General features: G+C 59.0%; 16 protein-coding genes. 11 read left to right on the forward strand and 5 right to left on the reverse strand.

Annotation, left to right across the window (positions count from 1 at the left end; translation table 11 throughout):
* The 11 genes from R6W86_RS05045 to R6W86_RS05095 all read left to right on the forward strand — a co-directional run.
* Positions 1–191 (forward strand): type II secretion system F family protein (locus R6W86_RS05045; protein WP_410328291.1); only part of this gene is annotated, 191 nt, incomplete at its 5' end.
* 97 nt (positions 192–288) lie between these two features.
* Positions 289–1,164 carry a prepilin peptidase gene (locus R6W86_RS05050; protein ID WP_410328292.1) on the forward strand — a complete coding sequence of 292 codons (876 nt, stop codon included), beginning with the start codon at positions 289–291 and terminating at the stop codon, positions 1,162–1,164.
* Between the two features lie 170 nt (positions 1,165–1,334).
* A complete protein-coding gene (coaE, locus tag R6W86_RS05055; RefSeq protein ID WP_410328344.1) occupies positions 1,335–1,976 on the forward strand; it encodes a dephospho-CoA kinase in 642 nt (213 codons plus the stop codon).
* A gap of 301 nt (positions 1,977–2,277) precedes the next feature.
* The gene (locus R6W86_RS05060; RefSeq protein ID WP_410328293.1) at positions 2,278–3,054 is read left to right on the forward strand and encodes a hypothetical protein; all 777 of its coding nucleotides are present in this window, start codon (positions 2,278–2,280) and stop codon (positions 3,052–3,054) included.
* 281 nt (positions 3,055–3,335) lie between these two features.
* The gene (tsaA, locus tag R6W86_RS05065; protein WP_410328345.1) at positions 3,336–4,028 is read left to right on the forward strand and encodes a tRNA (N6-threonylcarbamoyladenosine(37)-N6)-methyltransferase TrmO; all 693 of its coding nucleotides are present in this window, start codon (positions 3,336–3,338) and stop codon (positions 4,026–4,028) included.
* A gap of 157 nt (positions 4,029–4,185) precedes the next feature.
* Entirely contained in the window at positions 4,186–6,423 is a 2,238-nt protein-coding gene (locus R6W86_RS05070; protein ID WP_410328346.1) for a response regulator, read from the forward strand.
* A 44-nt stretch (positions 6,424–6,467) separates the two neighbouring features.
* Positions 6,468–6,665 carry a DNA gyrase inhibitor YacG gene (yacG, locus tag R6W86_RS05075; protein WP_410328294.1) on the forward strand — a complete coding sequence of 66 codons (198 nt, stop codon included), beginning with the start codon at positions 6,468–6,470 and terminating at the stop codon, positions 6,663–6,665.
* Complete coding sequence (locus R6W86_RS05080; protein ID WP_410328295.1) at positions 6,662–7,222, forward strand: YfaZ family outer membrane protein; 561 nt, start codon at positions 6,662–6,664, stop codon at positions 7,220–7,222. Before yacG ends, R6W86_RS05080 begins: the two co-directional genes overlap by 4 nt.
* Positions 7,223–7,341: 119 nt before the next feature.
* Entirely contained in the window at positions 7,342–9,519 is a 2,178-nt protein-coding gene (locus R6W86_RS05085; protein WP_410328296.1) for a hypothetical protein, read from the forward strand.
* An 89-nt stretch (positions 9,520–9,608) separates the two neighbouring features.
* Positions 9,609–10,538: a glucosaminidase domain-containing protein gene (locus R6W86_RS05090; RefSeq protein ID WP_410328297.1), complete on the forward strand. Its 930-nt coding sequence runs from the start codon at positions 9,609–9,611 to the stop codon at positions 10,536–10,538.
* A 40-nt stretch (positions 10,539–10,578) separates the two neighbouring features.
* A complete protein-coding gene (locus tag R6W86_RS05095; RefSeq protein WP_410328298.1) occupies positions 10,579–11,472 on the forward strand; it encodes an acyltransferase in 894 nt (297 codons plus the stop codon).
* A gap of 159 nt (positions 11,473–11,631) precedes the next feature.
* Here R6W86_RS05095 and R6W86_RS05100 read toward each other — a convergent pair whose 3' ends face one another.
* The 5 genes from R6W86_RS05100 to zapE all read right to left on the reverse strand — a co-directional run bounded on the left by R6W86_RS05100 (position 11,632) and on the right by zapE (position 20,936).
* On the reverse strand, positions 11,632–14,322 hold the full coding sequence (locus R6W86_RS05100; RefSeq protein ID WP_410328299.1) for a LuxR C-terminal-related transcriptional regulator: 2,691 nt from the start codon (positions 14,320–14,322) through the stop codon (positions 11,632–11,634).
* A gap of 576 nt (positions 14,323–14,898) precedes the next feature.
* Positions 14,899–16,260: a DUF1329 domain-containing protein gene (locus R6W86_RS05105; protein WP_410328300.1), complete on the reverse strand. Its 1,362-nt coding sequence runs from the start codon at positions 16,258–16,260 to the stop codon at positions 14,899–14,901.
* A 33-nt stretch (positions 16,261–16,293) separates the two neighbouring features.
* The gene (locus R6W86_RS05110; RefSeq protein WP_410328301.1) at positions 16,294–18,126 is read right to left on the reverse strand and encodes a DUF1302 domain-containing protein; all 1,833 of its coding nucleotides are present in this window, start codon (positions 18,124–18,126) and stop codon (positions 16,294–16,296) included.
* Positions 18,127–18,503: 377 nt separating this feature from the next.
* Complete coding sequence (locus R6W86_RS05115) at positions 18,504–19,688, reverse strand: thiolase family protein (protein ID WP_410328302.1); 1,185 nt, start codon at positions 19,686–19,688, stop codon at positions 18,504–18,506.
* A 150-nt stretch (positions 19,689–19,838) separates the two neighbouring features.
* Positions 19,839–20,936, reverse strand: coding sequence for a cell division protein ZapE (gene zapE / locus R6W86_RS05120; RefSeq protein ID WP_410328347.1), 1,098 nt, complete (start codon positions 20,934–20,936; stop codon positions 19,839–19,841).
* Positions 20,937–20,966: the final 30 nt, after the last annotated feature.

Genomic DNA, 20,966 nt, shown 5'->3' on the forward strand with positions numbered 1-20,966 from the left:
AGGAATCAGGGAACCTGGATGAAATGCTCGCTAAAGTCGCAGAGCATTACGAGGGTGTTGTGGATGACATGGTTGATAACCTGACAGCGCTGATGGAGCCGATGATTATGGGGGTTTTGGGCGTGTTGGTCGGCGGCTTGATCGTTGCCATGTACCTGCCAATCTTCCAGATGGGTCAGGTTGTTGGCTAACTGCATCTTTCCGATCTGAAAACGGGGTCAGATGAAAGCTTTCATCTGACCCCGACTTAACCCTTCCCTCTCCCCCTAAGATCAATCAAGGCTCTCAATGCAGTTCCTCGACGTCTACCTCAACACCCCCTGGCTCCTCTACCTCTCCGTCACTCTCGTTTCCCTCTGCATCGGCAGCTTTCTGAACGTGGTCATCCTGCGTTTGCCGAAGATGATGCATCAGGAGTGGCGTTGCCAGTGTGAGGAGTTTCTGGAGGTTCCGGAGAAGGCGCGGAAGAAGGAGGAGCCGGTTACGCTGTCCAAACCAGCTTCTACCTGCCCTTCCTGTGGTCACAAGATCCGGGCCTGGGAGAATATTCCGGTGGTCAGTTATCTGGTATTGGGGGGCAAGTGTGCTTCGTGCAAGACGCGGATTTCGCCAAGGTACCCGATCATCGAGGCGGTGACGGCGCTGTTTTCGGTGTTGACGGTTTACCTGCTTGGGCCGACTGAGGCGGCGCTTTGGGCGTTGTTGCTGGTCTGGTCGCTGGTGGCGTTGACGGTGATCGATTTTGATACGCAGTTGTTGCCGGATAGCATGACGTTGCCGTTGCTTTGGCTTGGGTTGGTGTTGAACTTTTTTGGGGTTTTAACCGACTTTACCAGTGCGTTCTGGGGGGCGGTGGTTGGTTATCTGTCGCTCTGGTCGGTTTACTGGTTGTTCAAGATCGTGACGGGTAAGGAAGGCATGGGGCATGGGGATTTCAAGCTGCTTGCGGCGCTTGGGGCGTGGCTTGGGTGGCAGTTGTTGCCGGCGGTGATTTTGTTGTCCTCCGTCGTCGGGGCGGTTGTCGGGATTAGTTTGATGGTGTTCCGGAAGCATGGGCGGGAGGTGCCGATTCCGTTTGGGCCTTATTTGGCGGCGGCTGGGGTGCTTTGTTTGTGGTTTGGGGATGCTATTCAGGCGGCTTGGTTTGCTTATCTTGGGGTTTGAGTTGAGATTGGGGGTCTGAAGAAAGCTTTCTTCTGACCCCTTTTTAGGGTTTGAGCATGGGTAAGAAAATCAACATGGGGTCAGATGAACTTGTTCATCAGACCCCTGGGGCGGGCCAGACTCCTGGGGTGGGCCAGACCCCTGGGGCGGGCCAGACTCCTGAGGTGGAGGTGGGGTCGGATGGAAAGCCAAAGGCTTTTCATCAGACCCCGGCCATTGTCGGGCTTACGGGGGGGATTGGCTCCGGGAAATCTACCGTCGTTCGCATGTTTGGTGAGCTTGGGGTTCACTGGGTGGATGCTGATGATGTCGCCCGGGAGGTGGTTGAACCTGGTACCCCTGGCCTCGCGCAAATTGCTGAGCACTTCGGTCAGGATATTCTCACCGACGAAGGCACCCTGGATCGGGCCCAGCTGCGGCAGATTGTGTTTGCCAATCCTGATGAGCGGACCTGGCTGGAGGGTTTGCTTCATCCGATGATCCGGGACGAGTTGATTCGGCAGTTGAAGCCTGAAGGGTATGCCCTGCCCTATGTGCTTCTGGTTTCTCCATTGTTGCTGGAGACGGATCAGCATAATCTGGTCAGCAGAGTCGTGGTTGTGGATGTCCCGGTGGAGACGCAGATTGAGCGGACGATGGCTCGGGATACCAATGAGCGGGATCAGGTGGAGCGGATTATTGCGGCTCAGATGCCTCGGGAGAAGCGCTTGGAGCGTGCTGACGCTATTATTGATAATGACCGGTCATTGGATGATGTGGAGCGTCAGGTTCGTGAATTGCACGGGAAGTTCCTGGTGGATTTTGGCTACTAATTGTTTGCGCCGTTTCTCCCCGGCCGGGGTTCTGTCATTTCTGGTTTTTGTTTCTCTTCCCGGACGCGCTGCGGAGCCGGTGTTTGAGGTGCATCAGCGTTCCATTTCCGAGATTCTGGCGCCTGAGCAACTGAGGCCGTCGTTTTATACGTTTTCTCCGGAGGAGTATTGGGCGGAGCCGGAGGAATCCTACTGGTTGTCTTTCTCTAACTGGGTGTTGCGTCAAGAGCGCATTCAGGGGCCAAGGATTCAATCTTTGGGAGCCTGGGCGGATCGGACGCTTTCGGGGTCTACTCAGGCATTGCCGAATAATGAAAGCTACCTGCGCCTGGGGTTTGCTACCGAATCCGAGTACAGCAACCTGGCATCATTCGAGCCGGAGGCCCGGTTCCGGCTGGATATTCCCACCGCCAAGCGCAAGCTGCGGATTGTTATCGAGAGTGAGAGTGAAGAGCTGATTCCGCTGGAGGAGCGGCAGCGGGACCGGCAGTTGACGGAGCCCGAGCGGACGGAGACGGAGACCACTGGTGCGCTGCGGTATCTGACCCGGATCGGGGATGCGATCAATCTATCCACGGATATCGGTGGGCGGCTTCGGTTTCCGCCGGATGCGTTCTGGCGGGTGACGGCTGGCAAGGGCTGGCAGCTGGATGAGGACTGGGCCGGGAGTCTGCAGCAGCGGATTTATTACTTCCATCAGGAGGGCTGGGGTTCCCGGACGTGGTTCGGGGCCAGTCGGTATGTGGGGGATGACTGGCGGTTTCAGTCTTCCTCTGAGCTGGAGTACGTGCACTCGGACGAGAAGTTTCTGGTGGCGCAGATTTTCAGTGTGCGGAAGGTGGTGGATAATCGCTCGACGTTGGTTCCGCGGGTTGGGGTGTTGGGTGAGAGCAAGCCCGGGTGGCGGACGACGTCGGCGTTTGTGGACCTGACCTGGCGGTATCGATTGCATAGTGACTGGTTGTTCGGGGAGGTGATTCCGGCGTTGACGTTTCCGCGGGAGGATAGTTTCAAGGATCGGGCTTCGGTGGTTTTGCGGGTTGAGATGTTTTTTGCTGGGACTATTGATCGGCGGTAGGGGGTTGAACGTGAACTTGGGGTCAGAAGAATAAATTCTTCAGACCCCAGGGGTGGGGTCTGGTTAACTCAGGGGTCTGATGAACTTGTTCATCTGACCCCAATTTGGAATTGAACTCGGGGTCAGAAGAAGAAAAGATTTCTTCAGACCCCTGGGGAGTGAGTGTGGGGGCAGACGTGAAAAAGGGGTCAGATGAACAAGTTCATCAGACCCCGGGGGAAAACGCTGAAGATGGGGTCGGAAGAACAAGTTCTTCAGACCCCGGCCTTGCCGTGACCCCTATTGCTATCACCAAGTCCTGTTTTCAGGACAAGTTCGGGGTACCCCGCCAGCCGGGGCTTACCCGCCACGCTCACGCCGAACTCGTGATTCAGCCTCCCTACGACCGCGAAGATGCTTTCCGCGGGCTGGAGACGGCTTCGCATCTTTGGGTGATTTTCCAGTTTCATGAGGCAGTTCGGGCGGAGTGGAAGCCGGTGGTGCGGCCGCCTCGGCTGGGGGGTAACAGGAAGATGGGGGTGTTTGCCAGTCGGTCGCCGTTTCGGCCGAACAGTCTGGGGTTGTCGGTGGTTCGGAATGAGGGGCTGGCGCGTCGGGATGGGCGGCTGGTGCTGCGGATCAGTAATCATGATCTGATCGAGGGCACGCCGATTCTGGATATCAAGCCTTACCTGCCGTTTGCGGATTCGGTGCCGGAGGCGAGTCTGGGGTGGGCGGATTCGCCGCCGACCGAGAGGCTTGAAGTGGTGTTTCTGGCTGAGGCGGAGCAGCAGCTGGCTGCCCTTCCCTCCGGGGACTATCCGGATTTCCGGGCGTTGATCGAGGATGTGGTGAGTTATGATCCCCGGCCGTCGTTCCGGCGGGGCCGGGATGAGGCTCGGATTTACGGGGCGCACCTGTACGATCTGAACGTAAGGTTCCGGTTTGTAACAGAGGGCGGAGAGAAGCGTGTCGAAGTTCTAACCGTCTGTTAAACTTCGGTGATTGTTTTGTAGTCGACACAGGGAAGTCGAAATCTTGCACCCATACCGGTTTTTCAAGCGATTTGGCGTTCGGCCGCTGGCAGCGCGTCTGCTGGTGTATGTGCTGCTGTTCAGCCTGGTGCTTTCCCTCGCCGCCACCGGCGTTCAGATGATCGGCGAGTTCGAGCGCCGCAAGAATGACCTGATCAGTACCCAACAGAAAGCCGCCGAGCTGGTCTCCGGGAGCATGAGCAACAACCTCTGGCTGATGAATTTCAGTGAGGTGGCCAACAGCCTGGATGACATGAAGGCGGTGCCAGCGATCCAGTTTGCCCGCGTGACCACCACCACGGGTGAGGAATTCACCACCGGCACCCACCCCGACGGCAGGGTAATCTCTCAGACCATCCCCCTGATCTTTGACCGCTCCAGTTTCCAGCCGCCCCAGGAGGTCGGTAGTCTCACGGTGGTGTCGTCGGTTCAGCAGATCCACGATGAACTCTGGAAGACCGGTCTGCTGACGCTGCTGTCCGTGACCGTCGTGGTCATGCTCGGTACCTTCGGCCTGCTGCTGATTGTTCGGGCCACCCTCTCCCGCCACCTGGAGGCCATGGCCGATTATGCCGCCCAGCTGAATCTGGATGCCCTGGTGGATCCGCTTCAGCTGCGCCGGAAGCCGCCTAAATCGCCGGATGAGCTGTCGGAGCTGGAGCAGGCCCTGAACAAGATGCGGCTGCAGATCCTGGAAGACACCCGCTCACTCCGCCAGACGACCATCCAGTCCCAGGGCGAGCGGGACGAGGCTGTTCGAGCCAATCACGCCAAGAACCGGTTTCTCGCCAATGTCAGCCACGAACTGCGCATTCCGCTCCAGTCGGTGCTGGGTTACGCCAACCTGCTGACGGATACGCCGCTGGATCAGGAACAGCGGGAATACGTCAATACCCTGCTCAACGCCTCCCAGAGCCTGTCCGCCATCATCAATGACCTGCTGGATATCTCCAGCATGGAGGCCGGCAAACTGGTGCTGGAGGACATTCCGTTCGATCTGCGGGAGACCCTCAACGATCTGGTGCATATGCTTGGCAGCCGGGCCCGGGAGAAGGGGCTGGCGCTGGAGCTGCGCATTGACGAAAACCTGCCCTGGTCCCTGAAAGGCGACCCGGCACGTATCCGGCAGATCCTGCTTAACCTGGTCTCCAACGCCATCAAGTTTACCGATTCCGGCCATGTGCTCATCAGCATTGAGGTGCTGGGCCGGCGGAATGGCAAGGCCCGGCTGCGTCTGGCGGTGGAGGATACCGGCGTGGGCATCAATCCGGAGGACATTCCACTGGTGTACGAGCCGTACGTTCAGCTCGGCCAGCAGTTCCAGCGCCAACTGCCCGGCGCCGGTCTGGGCCTGACCATCTGCCGCCAGCTGGTGACCCTGATGGACGGTTCCCTGGACCTGGAGAGCCGGCCCGGCGAGGGCTCCACCTTCTGGGTGGAACTGACCCTGCCGGTGGCGCCCGAGAATGCCCCCCGGGTGCGGCCGGACACCCGCAAGGTCCGGGGCAAGCATATCCTGGTGGTGGACTCCTACGAGCTGTCCCGCAAGATCACCCTGGAGATGCTGTCCCGCTATGAGGTGCACATCGAGGCGGTGAAATCCGCCGGCGAAGCGCTGACGTCCCTGCGGCAGGCCTCAGACAGCCAAGAACCGTTCGATGCCATCATTCTCGATGGCTTTGTACCGGATATGGACAGTGACCTGCTGTGCCGGCAGATTCGCAGCAACCCGACCTGGGCCCATATGCGCTTGCTGATCCTGTCGTCCAATCCGCAACGGGGCGACGCCGAACATTTCCGTCAGGCCGGGGCAGACGCCTTCCTGAGCAAATCCCTGCGGGAATCCTGCCTGATGGCCATCCTGAACCATTTGTTCACGGATGCGGAGAAGAACGAACGCCGGTTCCTCACCCGGTTCTCCCTACAGGCGGTTACCGACATCAGCAAGCGCCGGGAACTGCCCTGCGGCCGCATGAAGGTACTGCTGGTGGAGGACAACCCGGTCAACCGGACCCTCACCCGTCGGCTGCTGGAAAAGCTCGGCTGCGATGTAATGACGGCGAACGATGGCGAAGCCGCCGCCAGCCTCTGGCAGTGGCACCCGTTCGACCTGGTATTCATGGATTGCGTGATGCCCCGGGTAGATGGTTTCGAGGCCACCCGCCGCCTGCGGGAATGGGAAAAAGCCCACAACCGCCCCCACGTGCCGGTCGTTGCCCTCACCGCCAGTGCCATGGAGGAAGACGAAGAACGCTGCCGCCGCGCCGGCATGGATTCTTTTGTCGCCAAGCCTGTCAATATTGAAATGCTGCGGGCAGTACTGGAACAATACTGCACCGCATCGGCGGCCACCTGAGGACTGGCGCGTCGCAATTTCGTCACCAATCTGAAAAAATCGCCATGTTTGTGCAATGCCCTACCTGCAAGCAATCCGTAGAATGGTCTGAAGATAACCGGTACCGGCCATTCTGCTCGGAGCGCTGCAAACTGATTGACCTGGGCGCCTGGGCCAACGAGGAATACCGGGTGCCGGCTGAAGATGAAGATTCTTTATCGGATGCGTACCATTTAACCGACAGCAAGAAGGTAGAAGAATGAGAATCTCAAGAGTTTCCCTGATGGCACTGACCCTGGCCGCAGCACCGGCCTTCGCAGGCGATGTGGACCTGAGCCTGACCAGCGATTCCGTGAAGGGCCAGGTGAACTTCTTTGGTGTCAATAACGATACCCAGCTGGGCGCTGGCTATACCTACCACGAAGGCAGCCGCCACATCATGAACGTGGACTTCCACGCCCAGGGTCGCACCGCGCTGGGAAACCTGCCGACCACCGCCGGTATCGGCGTGCGCGGCATCGGCTGGGATGACGACGGCCTGGACGGCGGCGCCATCGGCATCGGCGGCTTTGCTACCGTGAACGTGCCCCGGGTTCCGGGCCTGTCCTTCACCGGCGGCCTGCACTACGCCCCGGACATTCTGGCCTTCGGTGATTCCGAGGACATGACCAGCGTCGAGCTGCGCGGCAGCTACCGGGTAATTCGCAACGCCGAGGTTTTCGCCGGTTACCGTTACCTGAACACCGATCTGGACGCGCCCTTCCGTGGCGACGTGGACCTGGATGAAGGTGTGATGGCCGGTATCAAGATCTACTACTGATCCTCCGGACCCTCTCAGGCGCCCGGTCTCCGGGCGCCTGTTTCGTGCCTTTCCTCACGATTTCCCTTCCGTACCGCTGCTAGACTGACGACCTGAATCTTCTGCACGGATTGTCAGACATGCCTTTCAAGCACGGACTCTGGATTTCCCTTTCTGCCCTGTTGCTGGCCGGCTGTAGCAGTGGTGAGGACGCCATCGACGGCGCCCGCACCCAGACCAACGACTTCGCTGCCGCGAAAAACCCGTTGGACGATTTCAGCTCCGGAAGCACCGGCGATTCCAGCAATGCCGGCGACCTGGAGCCAAACGAGGTGCGGATCACCCTTGAGGTGCCCGGTTCGGTGGCGCCGGATGCGGAGATAACCCGGCGCAATCTGCGGCTTGTTGAGCCGGAAACCCTCAGCGTGTACACCACCAATACCTCCCTGCAGAACCTGGGCAGTGTGGAGGTTACCACCCGGGAGGATTCCGAGGGTTTTACCATTATCGCCTTTCCGGACGGCCAGCCCCTGGCACCCGATGTGGTTATCGAGGCCACCTACGGCAATGCCCGGATGCGCGCCCTCGCGACGGACTCGGACCAGGACGTAAAGATCAATCCCTTCTCGGAATACCTGGTGCGCAATACCCTGGCCAGTTACACCCCGGGGCAGCTTGAGACCATCAGGGACTGCGTGAATGATGCCGGTGGTGGGTTGTGCCTGAACAAGTATGTCTGGTCCACCCTCGCCGATCAGGTTCACGATTTCGAGATCGATATCCCCGGCAACCTGGATGTGACCGGCGCGCTGTCCCTGCTGGAAGGCCGGGCGGATTTTGCCCGCTATGTCGCTGCCATGGGCGACTATGCCCTGCTGGATGACAGTTCTTCGGGCAAGATCAGCGCCAGCTCCGCCGATTACAACTCGGTGTTCCTGGGGGTCGAGCTGGGTCAGAGCTTTGCTGAACCCAGTATCAGTGGCACCGGGCTCTGGGGCATGCGAACGGCTTATGAGGAACGCCTGGAGGACCGCAACGGGGTTGGCTACGTGTACCCGGCCCTGACGCTCACCAGCTTAGATGCCTTCAATATCAAGGTAACCTCTCTGGCTACGGACATTCCCTATGAGCGGGAGGTGCTGCTGCATTCCGAGGGCAATGACTTCTTCCTGCGCGGCTCAGAGTTCTGGGAACAGAACACTCATTCCTCCTCCCCCGGTGCGGCGACCCTGTTAGGCGATACCCGCCTGTTAGCCGGCCGGGCCCTGTACCAGAGCATCACCGGCCGTGACAGCGCCCGGATCATTGGTTGGACCCGCAACCCGCATTACCTGGATGCCTATACCAGTCCGCCAGCCGATGAGACGGTGGGGCCGGACCGGGTGGTGGGCGGCTATTTCACGGCCGGCAAGGCGATTGAACTGGAAAGTGATGGCGAGGCGCTTACCCGGGGACAGCTGCTGGAGAGCCAATACCTGTCGGCGCTGGAGCTGAACCTGCTGCGGCCGGCGGGGGAAGCGGAGTTTGATGCCGATGTGCTGGATAACCGGCGTTATAACGTGGTGTATCTGGCATCCCGGTTTGCTGATGACACCACACCGCTGACGCTTGAGAGTGGTCTGGGCACCTGGGCAATTGATGGTGACGGCAATGTGACGCAGGCGCTGGATGTGGCTACCGTGAGCCGTGATAACACCGGAACGGTCACCCGCGCGCCGACCGCGGCGGTTGCTACCAACTGGCTGGTCAGTCCCCGAACCTCGACACTGAGTACCGGTCAGCGGGACATCGGCCGGCTGAACCTGGACATCTCGACCGCTTCCGAGGATGAAGAGCGGCCCGAGGTGGGCGTGGGGGCGGGTACCCCTGATGGCGCTTTCCTGGCGTTCAATCTGGACGACAGTCCGTTTGGGGATGGTTTGCTGGTGGCTGCCGGACAGGCCATCTCCGCGGCGCCGGGGAGTGGCCGGTACCGGGTCCAGGGAGTATCCATGGGACTCTCGGGGGGCACCAACGAACTTCGCCACTTTGATAATGCCGAGCTGGTAATCAACGGCGGTACCGCCACCCTGAGCGGTGAGGCGATCTCGGTGATCAACACCGTAAACGGCAACCAAGTAACCACGCCTTCGGAAACCGTGATCGATACCACCTTGACCTACGCCCAGTCCGCCCCCGGCACCATCTCCCTCACCAGTAGCAACCTGGCGCTGGACGGCTTCTACACGGACGATCACTCCCAGATGTACCTCAGGCTGAACCGCTCGGGTACTGGCTCGCAGGCCGTCGGGCTGCTGCTGGCGACCCGAATCCCCTGAGGCGACCGACGATTTCGGTAAACCCGGCAAGAGCCCTCCACGTACAACCTGTTATAATTATTGGCATATCTGTTATCACGAGAGGTTTTATGCCTGCTGGTCACCGGACGCTGTTCTTTTTTTTTCCATTGATTGCTTTTGCAATTGGTGGTGGTTTCTATATTCCACCAGGAAGCTACGGTGACAGAAACTATGACGGCTCTGAAGTGGTGCTCCGGGAACTGCCTGCCCTTCCCGACTGGGCCGACGCCCCGCTGCCGGACTTCTCGTCCTACCGGGACACCACCGAGAAAAAGGCGGCGTTCTTCTCATTCCTTTACCCGCGTATTGTTTTGGCCAACTCCAGGATTTTGCTGGAGCGGAGCTACCTGCTGCGACTGGAGGAGAAAGCCGAGCTGACTTCCTCTGAGAAGCGGTGGCTGAATCAGCACGCCGAGCGCCTGAGAATCGAGGCACCCGCCAGCAGTGCCGAACAGTTCGCTCTGCTGAAAAAACGCCTGGATGTGATTCCACCCTCGCTGGTGCTGGCCCAGGCCGCCAACGAGTCCGCCTGGGGGACGTCCCGTTTTGCCCGGCAGGGTAACAACCTGTTCGGTCAGTGGTGCTTTTCAAAGGGCTGCGGCCTGGTGCCGAAGAGCCGGGTGGAAGGCGCCAGTCACGAGGTGGCAAAGTTTGCCTCACCCTATCGCTCGGTAAGGGCCTATATCCAGAACCTGAACCGGCATAAAACCTACCAGACCCTGCGGGATGTCCGGATGCAGGATCGTCGCGCCGACAATCCCCTGTCCGGCCTGGAGATGGCGGAAGGCCTGCTCGGCTATTCCGAACGCGGCGAAGAATACGTAAAAGAGATCCGATCGATCATCCATTACAACAACCTGGGCTTCTACGACGAAGACTTCCGGGATTCAGTAACGGATCGGGCCCCATCCGACCTGAAGCAGCTGGCCTCCAGCGATTCTGAAAGCCGGTTACTCCCGGGCCGGACCGCTGACACCGGAAACGCTGCCGAAGGCTGACAGACACCGCTAACCCGCAACAAACCAGAGAACACACGGAATGCTTGATTTTCTGCCCGCACCGCTGAAGGGGACTTTGGCGGCCCTGTCGATTTTGTTGAATACCCTCATCCTGTTCCCCTTCCTGCTGCTGTTCGCGCTCATCAAACTGATCATTCCGGTGACACCGGTGCGCAAGGCCTGCACCGTGGTACTCAATAACATCGCCTGGGTGTGGATCGGGTTCAACAATCTGCTGATGGATATCCTTCACAAGGTGGAGTGGGACGTGCGCGGGGTGGAGAATCTCAGCCGTGAGCACTGGTATTTCGTGACTTGCAACCACCAAAGCTGGGCGGATATTCCCGCCATCCAATACGTGCTCAACAGCCGCATTCCCCTGCTCAAGTTCTTCCTGAAAAAACAGCTGATCTGGGTACCCCTGCTCGGCATCGCCTGGTGGGCCCTGGACTTCCCGTTCATGCACCGCCATACCAAGGAACAGATCGCCAAGCGCCCGGAGCTCAAGGGCAAGGACATCGCCGCCACCCAGGCTGCCTGTGAGAAGTTTCGCTATACCCCGGTGACCATTTTTAACTTTATGGAAGGTACGCGCTTTACCCTGGAGAAGCACAAGTGCCAGAACTCACCTTACAAACATTTGCTCAAGCCTCGCGCCGGGGGGACGGCGTTTGTGTTTGGGGCTATGGGGGAGATGATTCATACCATGCTGGATGTGACCATTGTGTATCCCGATGGGCGGAAGGGGTTCTGGGATTACCTGTGCGGGCGGATCCGGCGCATTGTGATCGATGTGCGGGTTCGGGAAGTGCCGGAGGCGTTTTTGGGCATGGATTATGAGAATGACCAGGAGACACGGGTGGCGTTTCAGCGGTGGGTTGGTGAGATTTGGGGGGAGAAGGATCGCCGGATTGAGGAGTTGAAGGTTGGGTGAAGGTGATTGACGCCAAGGTGGGGTCAGAAGAAGGTTTTCTTCAGACCCCCGGGGGTGAACTCAGGGGTCTGATGAACTTGTTCATCTGACCCCATCTTGGACATCGAACTCGGGGTCAGAAGAAGAGACTTCTTCAGACCCCTGGGGCTGGCTCACCTCTCACAGCAGCCCCAGCTCCCTTGCCCTCACAATCGCCTGGGTCCTGGACTTCACCTGCAGCTTGGCATTGATCCGCCTGGCATGGGTTTTCACCGTGTGCAGGGAGATGTGCAACTTGTCGGCGATCTCCTGGTTGGAGAGGCCCTTGGCGATGAGTTCCAGCACCGCCTGTTCCCGGTCGCTGATGGGTTCGGCGAGGGTTTCGGCGCCTGCCGTGGTGGCTTTGATGTCAAACAGGCTGCCAAGGGCGTCCTTGAATTTGCTGTCTTCCAGTTGGCCGTAGCTTTTCTCCATCAGTTCCTGCAGCTCTGCCCGCAGTTCGTTGAAGGGGCTGATGAAGTGTTCGGTGGCGGCTTCTTCGACCACCTCTGCCAGCACCTTGCGCGCCGGGGACAGGCCCTTCTCTTCGTTCAGCAATAAGGCCTCAAGCAGACGGATGTGCAGTTCGACGCCCCAGGGGATGGCCTTGCCGTATCGGTCACGGATACCTTCAAGGGTTTCACGGGCCCGGATGCTGTCGCCGCGGGCCAGGTCCACGCGGACCTGCAAGCAGTCGAGCAGGCCGGGCATCATGGGGAAAAGCTCCGGCACGCAGCCGCTGTCCCGGTAGGGCTGGAGTTTCTGGATGGCCTGGACGGCGCTTTCGAGCTGGTTCTGAGCAAGCCAACAGGTGGCTTTCAGGGCTTCCAGCACAGGCACGAACAAGGATTCGTCCACCTGCCAGGCGTGCATGGTGCGCTCGGCACGACCGATCCACACGAAGGCATCTTCGAGGCGGTTGTCGGACCGGCAGATCAGTACCCGGATCGCCATAGCGAGTAGGAGGCCCAGGTCCCGGGTCTGCTCCGCGTGCCGACCGCAGAGTACGAGCAGCCGATCCGCTTCGGCGATCCGGCCCTGGTGCCAGAGAACCAGCACCAGGTTCAGTTGCAGGCGGGTCTCACCGATCCGGGCCGGCCGCGCCAGCTCCTGCATGGCGGTATCCAGTCCGGTTCGTAGCAGCTGCTCGGCATGCCGCAGTGCCCCCTTCCCAAGCTCAATGCGGGCATGGGAATACACGGCGAGGGCTTCGGAGCCGGAATCCCCCGCTTCTCTGGCCAGGCGCGCGGCAGCCCGGTTCGCTTCCCGGGCTTTGGCAAACTGCCCGGCGGCACACAAAGCACTGGAACGCACGATCTGGGTGACCAGCTGCCCCTGGGGCGACAGATCGCCATCATTCAAGGCCTTATCTGCCATTTCCAGTGCTGGCTGCACCTTGCCCTCACCACGGAGAATAAAGGCCTGGAGCGCGGCGATGCGGGCATTATGCTCTTTCCGGTCCTCCCCGGAGAGATCATCGAGCAGCGCCCTCGCCTGCTTGAACTGACCGCCGATGGCGTGGACCCAGCTGTACACGATGCGCAGGCGGGCGCTGCGTTCCAGCAAGCTCACCGGCAAGCTTTTTCGTAACCGAAGCAGAGAGGCGGTATCCTGGCCCAGCAACAGGGCCTCGGAGCCCTCCGAGGCAATCCGGATGACCTCGTCGCCATTGCCCGCCAGCAGTGCATAACGCAAGGCTTCGGGAAACTGTTTGCGCTCGCCGAACCAGCGACTGGCAATGGTCATTCGGGCTTCATATCCGGTCATCGGGGACGTGCGAAGCCATTCCTGCATCAGGGGATTCAGGCGGTACCAGCGGCCACGGCCCGGCATGGGCCGGATGGGCAAGCCCTGCTCGAATACCTGGGAGGGCAACAAGGCCATCTCTGGAAGCGCCGACTGGAGCGCGAGGAGTAGTTCGTCCGAACAGAGTTCGAGTTCGGCGATGGCGCGAACCGAGCGAACCTGCCCCGGCGTCAGTCCGCCGAGGACCGACTCCTTCAGGAAACGCTCCACTCTCGGACTTTCCTGGATTGGTTTGCGTTCCAGCTCGCACTGCACCTCACGACGGTACAGGGCCAGCGGCGTGGCCCAGCCTTCGGTGAGATCGTACAGGTTATCGACCGCGACACTGGTGAGTTTGTTGGCCACCAGTTCCTGGCTGAAGAAGTCGAAGGTTTCCGGGCGGGAAAATTCGAAGACCGAAGGGCCGAGACGGGTGAACCGGTTTTCCAGCTCAAGAGCGTGGGTTTCAAACGGCAGGCCCCGGCGGGTAATCAGCACGACACACAGGTTTTCAGGCAAATCCAGGGTCAGTTGCTGCAGCAGGGGCGTCACCGCCGGATTGGTCAGGCCATGCAGGTTATCCAGCACCAGAACCTGCATTGCGCCATTCGACTCCCGAGCGTGGCCCACAAGCATCATGGCCAGGGCATCGGAATATCCGGCGCCGCCCTGCAAGGCACTTTCGAGCGCTTCGGGCATGTCAAAGACCATGGAAAGCAGGGTCAGGAATCGGGTGGGTGCGTTATCCTGGGGCGTCAGCGAGATCCAGCGCAATTCGTTGTCACTGACATAGCGTTTGCTCAGGGCGCTCAGGACGGAATGGGATTTGCTGTATCCGCTGGGTGCTTCGACAAGAACCGCATGACTGGGTGATATGGCCTGATTTATCCAGTCGTCAACAACGGGTCGGGCGAGCGTATCGCTCGGTAACGATGGTACCCGGACGCGCTGGCGAAGAAGATCGCGCACCAGTTCCCCGCGCTGAAGGCCGTTATTGGCAGACTGAAATTCGTCGTTGGCGGCCTTGCCGTCACTGAATGGTTTCACACACTGCCCCGCTAACAACCGGCCGGACGGCGAAACGTCCTGCGCCGCTACTGGAAGAATCCAATGACTTTTGAGTGACGACCTGCTGTGGGTGCGCCTTTAGTATGAGAGGAAGGTTAAACCAAAGGGGGGTTGGGCTGCAAAGGTTTGAGTGGCACAGAGGTCTGAAGAACTTATTCTTCTGACCCCGAGTTAGAGTGAAAATGGGGTCAGATGAAGGTTTTCATCAGACCCCTGGGGTGTACCTGATCCCGAGTTGGAATCGAATATGGGGTCAGATGAAGGTTTTCATCAGACCCCTGGGGTGCACCTGATCCCGAGTTGGAATCGAATATGGGGTCAGATGAAGGCTTTCATCAGACCCCTGGGGTGCACCTGATCCCGAGTTGGAATCGAATATGGGGTCAGATGAAGGCTTTCATCAGACCCCTGGGGTGTACCTGATCCCGAGTTGGAATCGAATATGGGGTCAGATGAAGGTTTTCATCAGACCCCTGGGGTGTACATGACGCCGGGGTTGGCGCCTGGCACAGGGGTCTGAAGAACTTGTTCTTCTGACCCCATCTTCACCACTCGTTACCGGGTACCCGCGCGGCGCAGGGCGGCTGGGGTGTAGTCGCGGGAGCGGCGTTCGATGCCGAAGGTGTACGGGTTTGTTTCCTCATTGGTCAGGCCGAGGGCCAGGTAGCGACCGGAGAGGAGGTCGTACAGGGTTTCGATGGCGTACCAGGGTACGGTCTGGTCGTAGAACTGGACCGCATGCGCTTCGGCCACACGCCATAGTTCGCCACGACCGTCGAAGTGGTCGATGACGGACGCCTGCCAGCTGTCTTCATCGATGAAGAAGTCACGCTGGGCGTAGATGTGGCGCTCGCCCGATTTCAGGGTTGCGCGCACGTGCCAGACGCGGTGCAGCTCGTAGCGGGTATAGTCCTGGTTGATATGACCGGCCTTGATGATCTGGTCATAGGTCAGGCTCGGGTCCATGAGCTTGTAGGAGTTGTACGGAATGTACATTTCCTTCTTGCCCACCAGCTCCCAGTTGTACTTGTCCGGGGCGCCGTTGAACATGTCAAAGTTGTCCGAGGTACGCATACCGTCAGCAGCGGTACCCGGACCATCATAGGCCACCTGCGGTGCACGGCGAACCCGACGCTGACCGGCGTTGTAGATCCACGCACGACGGGGCTCGGCGACCTGGTCGATGGTTTCATGGACCAGCAGCACGTTACCGGCCAAGCGCGCGGGTGCGGTGATGGCTTGACGGAAGTAGAAGAGTACGTTCTCGTCCTCGCCCGGCTCGTAGTCCTCCAGGTAGGTTTTCCAGGTCAGCTCGTCCTCGAAACGCACGACGGAGAAGTCACCACTGGCAGTCGGAGTAACCTGACCGACGTTACGCTGGACCGAACCACCCCGGTACCGGGTGATGTGGTTCCAGATCACTTCCAGGCCGTTCTGGGGCAACGGGAACGGCGTGGCGCTCTGGTAGTTACCCAGCCCATTGCCATCCTTGATCAGCTCGGTCGTGGTGGCGTTCTCGACAGTCTGCTCCATGACGTGATCCGGATAGGCCGCGGTGCGGTGAGTCTCGTACACGGGCATGAAGTAGTTATCGTACTTCTTGATCATCGCGACCTGGCCAGGCGACAGATTGTCGGCGTACTGGTCCACATTGCTCTGATCAATAACAAACTTGGGCTTCTCATTGGGAAACGGGTTCACGTAAATACCGTCTCCCTTGTAGCCCGCCGGAGGAGTGGTCAGGCCGCCCGTCCAGGGCGGAATGACACCACCATTGCCGGCTTTCTCGGCGCCCATCGGCGTCAGGGAGTCACCCAGCTTGGCCGCCTCCGCCGCAGAAACCGCACCCCAGGCTTGGCCGGCACACAGACTGGCAGCCAGGACACCCGTGGTCAGTAGTTTCTTGTTCAGTCTCATTTAGGTTTCCTCGTCAGACGAATTGTTTCCGGTTCAGAAGGAGTACGAAACGCTCGCACTCACGAAATCTCGGTCAGTCAACTCGTTATACGGCTCGCCACCGAAATAGTTCGTGTAACCGATATTCCCGGAGATTTTGTTTTGGTAAACAGCCTGCAGTGATAGACCGACCGCTTTGCTACCTTCATGGAAGGCGCCACCCGGCTCAGGACTGTATCCTTTAACATCGTGGCTCCAGGCCAGCTGCGGAGACAGGTTGACACCTGCGATCACGTTGGGGTAATCCCACACAAACCGGGCACGGTAACCCCAGGAGAAGTCAGTGGTGAAGCCATCTGTTGTACAGTACGTATCGTTCAGGTTCAGGGCTTCACAACCACCACCGGGGCGGGTCCCTATACCAAAGGTACCAGAACGGCCGTACAGCGCTTCATCTTCCTCTGGCAGATCGTGCACGTAGGTGGCACCAAATTCCGTAACGAAGGACAGGCGACTGGCACCCATCACCTGGTCAAAGAACTTGATCAGAGTGAACTGGAACTGGGAAACATCATATTCATCCCAGCCGCGAACATCTGAACCGGAAAGGCTGGCACCGCCGGCCTCAGCTTCACGCTGATCCTGCAAAAGACTGGCATTCTCGCCGGTTACCGGATTGGTCAACTGCAAACCACCGTAAATCAACTCAAACGCGTTCCATTGCAGCGGCAGGTCCTTGTGGAAACTGTACTCCGCACCCAGGGACCACCCACCAGGGACGGTAGTGTTTATACTGATACCATAAAGGTCAAGATTTTCCGGGTATTCGATGTAATAGGACGGGAAAGTTACATCCGCTTCCGGATCATTGACCACACCGCTCACGTACGGCAGGCGGCTGTTGTACTTGATATAATAAAAGCCCAGTTCGGCATCGTTAAGGGCTGGAACATACCATCGCATAGCCACACCAAACTGATCTTTTTCGTCTGCTTCACGGTCTCCTTCTCGCGGAGCAATGAAGCCCTGAGCATAGGCTTCCGAGTCTGGCAGCTGGCCTGCCAGCAGTACCGGGCCACAGCCGTCTGCCGCAAAATCGTTGGTTGAGAAGAACGTGCCGCAGTCATCTGGCCGGGTGGCTTCCCAATCGGCCTGAACGAACGCTTCGAGAGTAATGTTCTGGCTAACACCAGCAGAGGCGTAAAACATCTCAACCGGTAGCAGGGCATCCTTCAATTCGGAACCTGGCGCGCGAAAAGCCTGCACGTCAACCGGATTGATGACATTGATACCACCCTGGATGAACGTGCTCTCCCCCCAACTAACCACCTGGTTGCCGTAACGCAGGCTGACAGGCACATTGCCGAAATACCAGTCGGAGAATATATAGGCGTCCAGGAATTCACCGCCTGAGGCGTTATCCTTTGCTTCCGGATTGAGCTCACGCTGCTGGCCGACATCATCGACGGCGCGGCTCTCGTCCTTCAGTTCGAAATCATACCAATAACGACCACGGACAAGCCCACCAACACGGGTCAGTGTTTGACTGTCCACCGCATAATCCACGAAGAGATCACTGTTGCCCTTAACGATCTTGGAGTAGGTGTCACCCTTGTCGAAGTTCAGGTTGCCGTCATCGTAGTTGTTGGTTGAGGCGCCCACGTCAGAATAGGCATATTCTGGCCCCAGGTTACCCTGACCAATCAGTCGGCTGTCCTGATCCTCGACCCGCCAACCTACACCAGCTGACAGCGTCGTATTGAACTGGGCTTCCACATCTCCCATGTAAAACGAATAGGCGGACGCCTGGCCGGCTGTACCGGCGGCAATCGCCACGGCCAGCGGTAGTTTGGTCCAACGCTGCCATTGATAGGTTTTTCTTGTCATTGGAAGGCTACTCCATTGTTGTTCTGAGTCGCTGCTCTGATTATTGGTGTTCACGATGTATTGGAGGCTTCATGCACAGTGCTCGTGATGTTGGCACTATAGCTAACGCAGTTCGGGGCTTTGATCAGTCAAAAGTATGATTTTGCTATCATACCTCGCCGGCCGCCCGGTTACTTCGCAATATGAATCACTATAGACAAGAAATCTGGTTGCAACCAATAAAAAAGCGGTCAGTAAACAAGGGGTTTGGATACCTGACTTGGGTGGGAATGAAAATGGGGTCGGAAGAAGGCTTTCTTCAGACCCCTGAGTTCGGCACCGGGGTCTGATGAACACCTTCATCTGACCCCGACTTGGGCTCCCCTCCGAAATTCGCCTCAGAGCATTTCAATCGCCATGGCAGTCGCTTCACCCCCACCGATGCACAACGCGGCAATGCCTTTTTTCTTGCCGTAGTGCTTCAGGGAGTGCATCAGGGTGACCAGCAGGCGGGAGCCGGTGGAGCCGACGGGATGACCCTGGGCGCAGGCGCCACCGTGGATGTTGACCTTTTCCGGGTCCAGGCCCAGCTCCTTGATCGGCATCATGGCGACCATAGCGAAGGCTTCGTTGATCTCGAACAGGTCGACATCTTCCTTGCTCCAACCGGTCTTCGCGAACAGCGTTTCGATGGCGCCTACTGGTGCACAGGTGAACTCGGATGGATGCTGGGACTGGGTGCTGTGGCCAACAATGCGGGCCAGCGGCTTCAGGCCGCGTTTCTCCGCCTCGGATTCGCGCATCAGCAGCAGCGCGGAGGCGCCATCGGAAATGGAAGAGGAGTTGGCCGCGGTCACGGTGCCGTCTTTCTTGAACGCCGGGCGCAGGCTCGGAATTTTCTCGATGTTGGCGTTGTGGGGCTGCTCGTCATCCTCGACAACGACCTCACCTTTGCGGGTTTTGACGGTCACCGGGATGATTTCTTCTTTGAGCAGGCCGTCTTCGATGGCTTTCTTCGCGCGGGTAAGGGATTGGATGGCGTACTCATCCATCTCCTCGCGGGTATAGCCTTTCCTGTCTGCCATATCCTGGGCGAAGGCACCCATCAGCCGACCGGTCTCGGCGTCTTCCAGGCCGTCCAGGAACATGTGGTCCTGCGGCGCCTGGCCGGGGCCCATGCGGTAGCCTTTGCGGGCACCGAGGAGCACGTAGGGGGCGTTAGACATGCTCTCCATGCCACCGGCGACCATGATGTCGTTGCTGCCCGCCTTGATCAGGTCATGGGCAAACATCGCGGCTTTCATGCCGGAGCCGCACAGTTTGTTGATGGTAGTGGCGCCGGCATTATCCGGCAGACCCGCCAGACGCATGGCCTGACGGGCCGGGCCCTGCTTGAGGCCGGCGGGCAGGACATTGCCCATGATGACTTCCTGAACGTCCGCCAGCTGCAGGCCAGCACGCTTGACGACCTCTGCGATGGTGAGGGCGCCAAGTTCGGGGGCGGAGACGTCCGCCAGGCTGCCCATGAAACCGCCCATGGGGGTGCGGACGCCGCTTACGATGACTACGTTGCCGTTGCTCATTGGTGATGGACCTCTCGATCTGTTTGCGCTGGGGTCTGATGAACGCTTTCACCTGACCCCTTTTTTAGTTTTTTGATTTGGGGGTTGGTCAAACATGGGGTCAGAAGAACGAGTTCTTCAGACCCCTGAGTTAGACGCTGCCACTCGACCTCAGGGTTTATGTGGCGCCTCCAAATATTCGTGGGACTGCATTTCCAGCAACCGGGATTCGGTGCGTTCGAATTCGAAGCTGAGGCGGCCGCCGGAATAGAGCTCGGTGATGGGGGCTGCCGCGGAGATGATGACTTTGACGTTGCGGTCGTAGAACTCGTCGATCATGTTGATGAACCGGCGGGCCTGGTCGTCTTTGTCGCCTCCGAGAACGGGCACGTTGCTGACGATGATGGCGTGGAACTGGCGGGCCATCTCGATGTAGTCGTTCTGGGAGCGGGGGCCGTCACAGACGTCCTTGAAATCGAACCACACTACGTCGTCGGCATGGGCCTGGGCCGGAATCTTGCGGCCGTTGATTTCCATGGTTTTGCTGTGCTTCGCGGCTTCCACGGCCAGGCGCTCGAAACTTTCGCGCAGGCTCACATCGGCCTCGTCGTCCAGCGGGCAGTGGTAAAGTTCCGCCTGTTCCAGGGTGCGCAGGCGGTAATCCACGCCGCCATCGACGTTAACGACGTCGGTGTGTTTCTTGACCAACTCGATGGCCGGCAGGAAGCGCTGGCGTTGCAGACCATCTTTATAGAGTCCGTCTGGAACGATGTTGGAGGTACACACCAGGGACACACCCCGGCTGAACAGGCCATCCATGAGGGTAGCGAGGATCATCGCATCACCGATGTCGGACACAAAGAATTCGTCGAAACAAATGACGCGGGCTTCGTCGGCAAACTTTTGGGAGACCATCTCCAACGGATTCTTCTCACCCTTGAGGGCCTTGAGTTCGTTGTGAACCCGCTGCATAAAACGGTGGAAGTGCACCCGCATCTTGCGATCGAACGGCAGGGACTCGTAGAAGGTATCCATCAGATAGGTCTTGCCGCGACCGACACCGCCCCAGAAGTACAGACCCTTGACCGGCTCTTCCCTGCCCTTCTTGAGTTTTCGGCGAAGCTTGGCCATGGCTTTGTTACGGTCACTTTCAGCTTCGACCAGTTTGTCGTAAAGTGCCTGCAGGCGCTTTACCGCATCTTCCTGGGCCGGGTCCTTGTGAAAACCCGGGCGCTCAAGATCCTTCAGGTACCGCTGCCAAGGCGTCAGGCTCGCACTGGTTTCGGAGGACATCGCTGC

The organism is Marinobacter sp. (assembly GCF_046484525.1).
Taxonomy (GTDB): domain Bacteria; phylum Pseudomonadota; class Gammaproteobacteria; order Pseudomonadales; family Oleiphilaceae; genus Marinobacter.

Excerpts from the sequence above, each read along its gene's own strand:
- yacG (WP_410328294.1), top strand. The coding sequence starts at position 6,468 with ATGTTTGTGCAATGCCCTACCTGCAAGCAATCCGTAGAATGGTCTGAA.
- R6W86_RS05090 (WP_410328297.1), top strand. The coding sequence starts at position 9,609 with ATGCCTGCTGGTCACCGGACGCTGTTCTTTTTTTTTCCATTGATTGCT.
- R6W86_RS05115 (WP_410328302.1), bottom strand. The coding sequence starts at position 19,688 with ATGAGCAACGGCAACGTAGTCATCGTAAGCGGCGTCCGCACCCCCATG.
- R6W86_RS05095 (WP_410328298.1), top strand. The coding sequence starts at position 10,579 with ATGCTTGATTTTCTGCCCGCACCGCTGAAGGGGACTTTGGCGGCCCTG.
- R6W86_RS05085 (WP_410328296.1), top strand. The coding sequence starts at position 7,342 with ATGCCTTTCAAGCACGGACTCTGGATTTCCCTTTCTGCCCTGTTGCTG.
- R6W86_RS05070 (WP_410328346.1), top strand. The coding sequence starts at position 4,186 with ATGATCGGCGAGTTCGAGCGCCGCAAGAATGACCTGATCAGTACCCAA.
- R6W86_RS05080 (WP_410328295.1), top strand. The coding sequence starts at position 6,662 with ATGAGAATCTCAAGAGTTTCCCTGATGGCACTGACCCTGGCCGCAGCA.
- R6W86_RS05110 (WP_410328301.1), bottom strand. The coding sequence starts at position 18,126 with ATGACAAGAAAAACCTATCAATGGCAGCGTTGGACCAAACTACCGCTG.
- R6W86_RS05050 (WP_410328292.1), top strand. The coding sequence starts at position 289 with ATGCAGTTCCTCGACGTCTACCTCAACACCCCCTGGCTCCTCTACCTC.
- R6W86_RS05105 (WP_410328300.1), bottom strand. The coding sequence starts at position 16,260 with ATGAGACTGAACAAGAAACTACTGACCACGGGTGTCCTGGCTGCCAGT.